The organism is Kitasatospora sp. NPDC048715, from assembly GCF_043198905.1.
GTDB classification, from domain to species: domain Bacteria; phylum Actinomycetota; class Actinomycetes; order Streptomycetales; family Streptomycetaceae; genus Kitasatospora; species Kitasatospora lactacystinica.
In genome coordinates, this window is sequence record NZ_JBICVH010000013.1 from 317,706 (window position 1) to 324,617 (window position 6,912).

The 6,912-nt window shown below is 73.8% G+C and carries 6 protein-coding genes; 5 read left to right on the forward strand and 1 reads right to left on the reverse strand.

Translation table 11 applies throughout. The features are described 5' to 3' along the window. Nucleotides 1-72 precede the first annotated feature (72 nt). The gene (locus ACGFSC_RS24915; RefSeq protein ID WP_359908836.1) at nucleotides 73-2,070 is read left to right on the forward strand and encodes an alpha-galactosidase; all 1,998 of its coding nucleotides are present in this window, start codon (nucleotides 73-75) and stop codon (nucleotides 2,068-2,070) included. Between the two features lie 79 nt (nucleotides 2,071-2,149). Here ACGFSC_RS24915 and ACGFSC_RS24920 read toward each other — a convergent pair whose 3' ends face one another. Continuing rightward, on the reverse strand, nucleotides 2,150-2,935 hold the full coding sequence (locus ACGFSC_RS24920; protein WP_359915536.1) for a DeoR/GlpR family DNA-binding transcription regulator: 786 nt from the start codon (nucleotides 2,933-2,935) through the stop codon (nucleotides 2,150-2,152). 213 nt (nucleotides 2,936-3,148) lie between these two features. Here ACGFSC_RS24920 and ACGFSC_RS24925 point away from each other — a divergent pair, with 213 nt between their 5' ends. Genes ACGFSC_RS24925 through ACGFSC_RS24940 form a run of 4 tightly spaced genes read left to right on the forward strand, consistent with a single transcriptional unit; the run spans nucleotide 3,149 to nucleotide 6,709 of the window. Further along, complete coding sequence (locus ACGFSC_RS24925) at nucleotides 3,149-4,021, forward strand: sugar isomerase (RefSeq protein ID WP_359915528.1); 873 nt, start codon at nucleotides 3,149-3,151, stop codon at nucleotides 4,019-4,021. After that, nucleotides 4,018-4,932 (forward strand): ROK family protein, encoded by a 915-nt coding sequence (locus ACGFSC_RS24930; protein ID WP_359915530.1) that lies wholly within the window; start codon nucleotides 4,018-4,020, stop codon nucleotides 4,930-4,932. Before ACGFSC_RS24925 ends, ACGFSC_RS24930 begins: the two co-directional genes overlap by 4 nt. Further along, on the forward strand, nucleotides 4,929-5,870 hold the full coding sequence (locus ACGFSC_RS24935; RefSeq protein WP_359915532.1) for a 1-phosphofructokinase family hexose kinase: 942 nt from the start codon (nucleotides 4,929-4,931) through the stop codon (nucleotides 5,868-5,870). Before ACGFSC_RS24930 ends, ACGFSC_RS24935 begins: the two co-directional genes overlap by 4 nt. Then, the gene (locus tag ACGFSC_RS24940) at nucleotides 5,861-6,709 is read left to right on the forward strand and encodes a class II fructose-bisphosphate aldolase (RefSeq protein ID WP_359915534.1); all 849 of its coding nucleotides are present in this window, start codon (nucleotides 5,861-5,863) and stop codon (nucleotides 6,707-6,709) included. The genes ACGFSC_RS24935 and ACGFSC_RS24940 overlap by 10 nt, the downstream gene beginning before the upstream one ends. The last annotated feature ends 203 nt before the right edge of the window (nucleotides 6,710-6,912 follow it).

Consider the following 6,912-nt stretch of genomic DNA (forward strand, 5'->3'; position numbering starts at 1 on the left):
AGGTGATCGAAACTGCTTCATGAAGCGATGATTGAAGCAGTTTCACTCAGATCGAAAGGATCCCCCACACCTGTGACCAGACGACTCCTGTCCCGCCGGGCCGCGTCCCTTGCCGCGACGACCGCCCTCCTCGCCGGGGCCGCACTCGGCGCCACCCCCGCCGCGGCGAACGACGGCGTCACCGCGCCGGCCGCCAACCACACCGCCTCGGCCGCCCCCAACGGTCCGATCGGCGCGCTCCCCCCGATGGGCTTCAACAACTGGGCCCGGGCCCAGTGCACCCCCCAAGCCCCGCTCGACGGTTCGGACCCGCTCCACTACTCCTTCCAGCAGTACATGGAGGACAACGCGAAGGCGCTGTCCGACACCGGCCTGATCGCGGCCGGCTACCGGACCGTCACCGTCGACGACTGCTGGATGTACCGCAACAGCGCCGGCTACCTGCACGGCGCGCTGAACTGGGGCGGCGCCACCGACGTCCGCGACACGACCAGGCAGCCCGGCTTCGACCACGAGCTCACCGGGTACGGTGACTACCTGCACGGACTCGGTGCCGAGTTCGGCATCTACGAGACCTCCGGCACCCACACCTGTTCCACCGCCACGCCGAGCTCCCCCAACCTCCCCAACGGCAGCGAGTACCACGAGCAGGACGACGCCAACTCCTTCGTCTCCTGGGGTGTGAACGCGCTCAAGTACGACAACTGCGGCGACCAGGAGCCGGTGCGGACGCTCGACACCCGGATGTCGGGCGCCCTGAACTCGGCGGTCGCCGCCGCGAACAAGGCCGGAAGGCCCACCCCGAACGTGATGTTCAACATCTCGGCCCCGGCCGGCTACGGCAACGGGCCGGCCAAGTTCGCCGCGATGCGGTGGGTGCGCCCGCTCGGGCAGCTGTGGCGGGTGGGCCCGGACATCTACAACGACTACGACAACGGCGCCACCGACCCGTGGAACCAGCCGCTGGGCCGGCAGTCCTCCTACAACTTCGGTGCCTACCAGAGCTTCGACAACACCGTCGAACTCGGCCGCTACCAGGGCCCCGGCAACTGGAACGACGCCGACATGCTGCTGATCGGCGACAACGGCATGACCACCGCCGAGGAACGCAGCCAGATGTCCCTGTTCTCCGCCCTGGCCGCGCCGCTCGTCATCTCCACCGACGCCCGCAAGTTCGAGCCCGCCTACCTCGCCGCCCACCCGGCCGAGGCCCCGCACCTGAAGGCGTCGATCGGCATCCTGTCCAACCCGGAGGTCATCGCCGTCGACCAGGACCCGCTGGGCGCCGGCGGCTACCGCGTGGCCGGCGGCGGCGCGAACGCCGACGGCACCCCGGCCGCGGCCGCGGGCATCGACGTCGTGGTCAAGCCGCTCGCGGACGGCGGCCGCGCGGTCGTGGTCACCAACAAGGGTGCCGCGAGCGCGAGCTACACGCTCGACCTGAACGCCGTCGGCTTCAACGGCGGCGGCAGGTACACCGTCCGCGACCTGTGGGCGCACCGGACCAGCCGCTCGACCGGCACCGTCGCCCTCACCATCGGCTCGCACGACAGCGCCATGCTGCGGATCACCCCGCCGAAGGGCGGCACCGCCACCCCGCGCGGCCAGATCACCGTCTCGCGCGACGACTGGGGCAAGGCCTCGCTCTGCCTGGACAACCACGCCTCCGGCACCGGCGCCGGAAACCCGGTCGACGTCTCCCCCTGCACCGGCGGCAGCAACCAGCAGTGGCAGCTGAACACCGACGGATCCGTCCAGCTCCTCCAGGCCGGCGCGGCCGGCCTCTGCCTGACCGCGCAGGACGGCAGCACCTCCGGGGCGCTCAACGGGCAGCAGGGCCAGTGGGTCGGCGTCGCGGCCTGCGGCTCGGCCCCCGGCCACCAGAGCTGGAGCTACAACCGGGACGGCAATCTGAAGCTCGCCGGGACCAGCTCCTGCCTGGACGTCTACGGCGGCACCACGACAGCCGCCGGCACGCCCGTCGACCTGTACCCGTGCGGCGCCGCACCGGACGCGATCCAGAGCAACCAGACCTGGGCGGCACCGTTCAACACCCCGCCTTCGGCCTGACGAAACGTCATCGTCCCCGCGGTGCGGGCGGGTTCCACGGAACCCGCCCGCACCGCGGGCTCCGGTCCGTGGGCGGGTGCTACACGCAGTGGACGTCCACCCCGCGGGCGGTGAACCGCTCCACCAGTTCCTCCGGGGCGTCGGCGTCGGTGACGAGCGCGTCGATCGTGCCGGTGTCGCAGACCTGCGCGAACGCGCGCTTGCCGAGCTTGGTGGAGTCGGCCACCACGATGACCCGCTCCGCCCGCTCGGCCATCGCCCGGTTGGCGCTCGCCTCGCCCTCGTCGTGGGTGGCGGCGCCGAACTGCGGGTCGACGGCGTTGACGCCGAGGATCGCGTAGTCCAGCGAGATCGCCTGCAGCATCATGGTCGCCAACGGTCCGGTCAGCTCGTAGGACTGGGGCCGGGCCACGCCGCCGGTGACCACGGTCTTCACGTACGGGCGCACCGCCAGCTCGTTGGCGATGTTGATCGCGTTGGTGACCACGGTCAGCGCCGTCTGATTGCCGTGCCCGGCCAGATCGGTCCGGGTGGCGAACTCTCGGGCCACCTCGGAGGTGGTGGTGCCGCCGTTGAGCCCGACCACCGCACCGGGCGGGACGAGCGCGGCGGCGGCCTTCGCGATGCGCTGCTTCTCGCCGGCCTGGCGCGCGGTCTTGTAGCGGAGGGGCAGGTCGTACGCGACTTCGCTCAGCACCGCGCCGCCGCGGGTGCGGGTCAGCAGCTGCTGGCGGGCGAGCTCGTCCATGTCCCGGCGCACGGTGGCAGCGGAGACGCCCAACAGCTCGGCCGCCGTCATGACGTCGATCCGGCCCCGATCACCAAGGATCTCCAGCAGCCGCGACCATCGCTCATCCGGGCTCATCATCTCTCCTCGACTCGGTCGTCCCTGGTCACGAGCCTATCCGTCGGCCGTCACCGACCGGGTGGCGCGATCCTCTCGATGAAGCAGTATTGCTCAAAGATGACGCATTGAGCTATGAATAGAGCAGTTTCAAGCAGCTGCTTGCAGCATGAAGCAGTGCTCGGTGCGGACCGATCCCCGAGCACCACCCGTGCCCCCAGCGAGGAGAGCCAGATGAGTCACGTCGAGCGGGAGATCGCCAGTCAGCCGGAGTGCTGGCGCAAGGCACTGGAACTGGAGCCCGCCGGGCTGCCCGAGCGCGGCGAGCGGGTGGCCGTGATCGGCTGCGGCACCTCGCTCTACATCGCGCAGGCGTACGCGGGCCTTCGCGAGGGCGCCGGCCTCGGTGAGACCGACGCCTTCGCGGCCTCCGAGTTCCCGGCGGCCCGTGGCTACGACCGCGTCGTCGCCATCACCCGCTCGGGAACCACGACCGAGGTGCTCGCCGCGCTGGAGCGCTGCGGCGGGACGCCTACCGTCGCACTCACCGGCGACCTCGCCACCCCGATCGGCACGGCCGCCGGCACCGTGGTCGACCTGGAGTTCGCCGACGAGAAGTCGGTGGTGCAGACCCGCTTCGCCACCACCGCGCTGGCGCTGCTGCGCGGCCACCTCGGCCTCGCCCCCGCCGACCTGGCCGCCCACGCCGAGCGGGCGCTGGCCGCCCCGCTGCCCGAACGGGCCACCGAGGCGGGCCAGTTCACCTTCCTCGGGACCGGCTGGACGGTCGGCCTGGCCCATGAGGCGGCCCTCAAGCTGCGCGAGGCCTCCGGGTCGTGGACCGAGTCCTACCCGGCCATGGAGTACCGGCACGGCCCGATCAGCGTCACCGGCCCGAACAGCGTGGTGTGGTTCTTCGGCGAGCCGCCGACCGGACTGGTCGACCAGGTCGAGCCGACCGGCGCCGTGCTGTCGGTGAGCGCGCTGGACCCGATGGCCGACCTGATCCGCGCCCAGCGGCTCGCCGTCGAACTGGCCAAGGGCCGCGGACTGGACCCCGACCAGCCGCGCAACCTCACCCGCTCCATCGTGCTCACCCGGCCGTGACCGCGACGGCGATCGCCCTCGACGTCGGCGGAACCTACATCAAGGGCGCGGCCGTGGCCCCGGACGGCCGCCTCTGCCACACCGAGCGCTGGTTCACCCGCGCCGAACGCGGGCCGGAGGCCGTCCTCGAAACCGTCCTCGACTGCGCCGCCGAACTCGCCGGACGCTTCCGCCCGGCCGCCGCGGGGATCGCCGTGCCCGGCATCGTCGACGAGGCGGCCGGCACCGCGGTGCTGGCCGCCAACCTCGGCTGGCGGGACCTGCCCGTCCGGCACTGGCTGTCCGAACACCTGGGCATCCCCGTCGCGTTCGGGCACGACGTGCGGGCCGGGGGCGTCGCCGAGGCCAGGGCCGGCGCCGGCCGCGGCAGCCGCAACTTCCTCTTCGTACCCGTCGGCACCGGGATCGCCGCCGCGCTGATGGTCGACGGGAGGCCGCTCACCGGCAGCCACACCCGCGCCGGCGAGCTGGGCCACCTGGTGGTGCGCCCCGGCGGCGAGCCGTGCGCCTGCGGCCGTCGCGGTTGCGTGGAGACCCTCGCCTCGGCGGCCGCCGTCGCCCGCCGCTACACCGCCGCCACCGGGGAGGCGGGCGTCACCGCCGAGCAGGTCGGCCAGCGCGCCGCGACCGGGGACCGCGCGGCCGCCGCCGTCTGGCGGGAGGCCGTCGACGCACTCGCCGACGGCCTGGCGAGCGCGATCACGCTGCTCGACCCCGAGCGGATCGTGATCGGCGGCGGCCTCGCCCGAGCGGGCGAGCCGTACTTCGCGCCACTGCGGGCGGCGGTGGCGGCGCGGCTCTCCTTCCAGACGATGCCGGAGCTCGTACCCGCCGAACTCGGCCACGAGGCGGGCTGTTTCGGTGCCGGACTGCTCGCGCGGGACCTCCTGGGCGAAGGAGCGGCCGCGTGATCCTCACCGTCACCCTGAACGCCGCCCTGGACATCACCCACCACCTGGACCGGATGCGCCCGCACGGCAGCAACCGGGTCCGGGCGGTGGCCCAGCGCGCGGGCGGCAAAGGCGTCAACGTCGCCAGGATCCTGCACGCCCTCGGCCACCCGACCGTGGTCACCGGCCTGACCGGCGGCCTCACCGGCCGGGCGATCCGCGCCGAACTGGCGTCCGCCGGCCTGACCGACCGCATGCTGGCGATCGCGGGCGAGTCCCGGCGGACGGTGGCCGTGGTCGAGGAGGACCTCGGGGACACCACGATCCTGCTCGAACCCGGCCCGGTGGTGAGCGCCGAGGAATGGGCGCGGTTCCTCGACCACCTCGACACCCTGCTGCCGCGCGCCGCGGCGGCGGTCCTCTCCGGCAGCCTGCCGCGCGGCGTGCCCGAGGACGCCTACTCCCACCTGCTCCGGCTCGCGCACGCACACGGCGTCCCGGCGGTGCTCGACGCCGACGGGGCGGCGCTCAGCACGGCGCTGGCGGCCGGACCGGCCCTGATCAAGCCGAACGCGGACGAACTCGCCGCCGCCACCGGCCTGACCGATCCGGTGGCCGCCGCCCGCGGGCTGCGGGCCGCGGGCGCCGGTGCGGTGGTCGCCTCGCTCGGCGCCGACGGCCTCGTCGCCGTCACCGCGCAGGGCGGTTGGCGCGCCCGCTCGCCCGAGCGGCTGGCCGGCAACCCCACCGGCGCCGGCGACGCCGCCGTCGCCGCGCTCACCCTCGGCCTGGTCGGCGGAACACCCTGGCCCGACCGGCTGGCCGAGGCCGTGGCACTGTCCGCGGCCGCCGTCGCCGCACCGCTGGCCGGCGACTTCGACCCCGCCCTCCACCAGGCCCTGCGGTCCCGCGTGGACGTCCGTCCCTTCGCAACCGAGGAGTTCGACCCATGCCCCTGAGCGGAACCGGCGCGATCGCCGCCGCCGCTGCCGAAGCCGCGTGCGGCGTCGGTGCGTTCAACGTCATCCAGCTGGAACACGCCCAGGCGATCGTCGCCGGGGCCGAGGCCGCCGGTGCGCCGGTGATCCTGCAGATCAGCGAGAACGCCGTGCGCTACCACGGCGCCCTCGATCCGATCGGCGCCGCCACCCTGGCCGTCGCCCGGGCCGCGCGGGTGCCGGTCGCGGTCCATCTGGACCACGCCACCTCCTTGGAACTCGTCCACCGTGCCGTGGAGTTGGGCTTCACCTCGGTGATGTTCGACGCCTCGGTGCTGCCGTACGAGGAGAACGTGCGGGCCACCGCCGAGGTCGTGCGGCGGTGCCACGCCGCGGGTGTCTGGGTGGAGGCCGAACTCGGCGAGGTCGGCGGCAAGGACGGCGTCCACGCCCCGGGTGTGCGCACCGATCCGGCCGAGGCCGCGGCGTTCGTCGCCGCCGCCGGCGTGGACGCGCTCGCGGTGGCCGTCGGCACCTCGCACGCGATGCTCACCCGCGACGCGGCGCTCGACTTCGAGCTCATCGGACGGTTGCGCCGGGCGGTGCCGGTCCCGCTCGTCCTGCACGGCTCCTCGGGTGTGGCGGACGGGGACCTCACCGCGGCCGTGGAAGCCGGCATGACCAAGGTCAACATCGCCACCCACCTCAACCAGGTGTTCAGCACCGCCGTCCGCCGGGCCCTGGCCGACGACGCGCGGCTGGTCGACACCCGCCGCTACCTCGGGCCGGCCCGCGCGGCCGTCGCCGCCGAGGTCACCCGCCTGCTCGGCGTCCTCAAGGCGACAGCACCGGCGGCCTGAGCCGCCACCACCGCCCGCAGCCCGACCGGGATCACCACAGCACGGCGACGGCCGCCCGCCCCCGAGGGGACGGGCGGCCGCGTCGTTGCTCAGGCGGGTCCGACGGTGCGGAACGCCTCGCCGCCGAGCACCCAGCGGCCGCGGCGCATGACGGCGACCAGGTCGTAGCTCTCGGAGTCGACCACGACCAGGTCGGCGAGCTT

Excerpts from the sequence above, each read along its gene's own strand:
- ACGFSC_RS24920 (WP_359915536.1), bottom strand. The coding sequence starts at position 2,935 with ATGAGCCCGGATGAGCGATGGTCGCGGCTGCTGGAGATCCTTGGTGAT.
- ACGFSC_RS24925 (WP_359915528.1), top strand. The coding sequence starts at position 3,149 with ATGAGTCACGTCGAGCGGGAGATCGCCAGTCAGCCGGAGTGCTGGCGC.
- ACGFSC_RS24940 (WP_359915534.1), top strand. The coding sequence starts at position 5,861 with ATGCCCCTGAGCGGAACCGGCGCGATCGCCGCCGCCGCTGCCGAAGCC.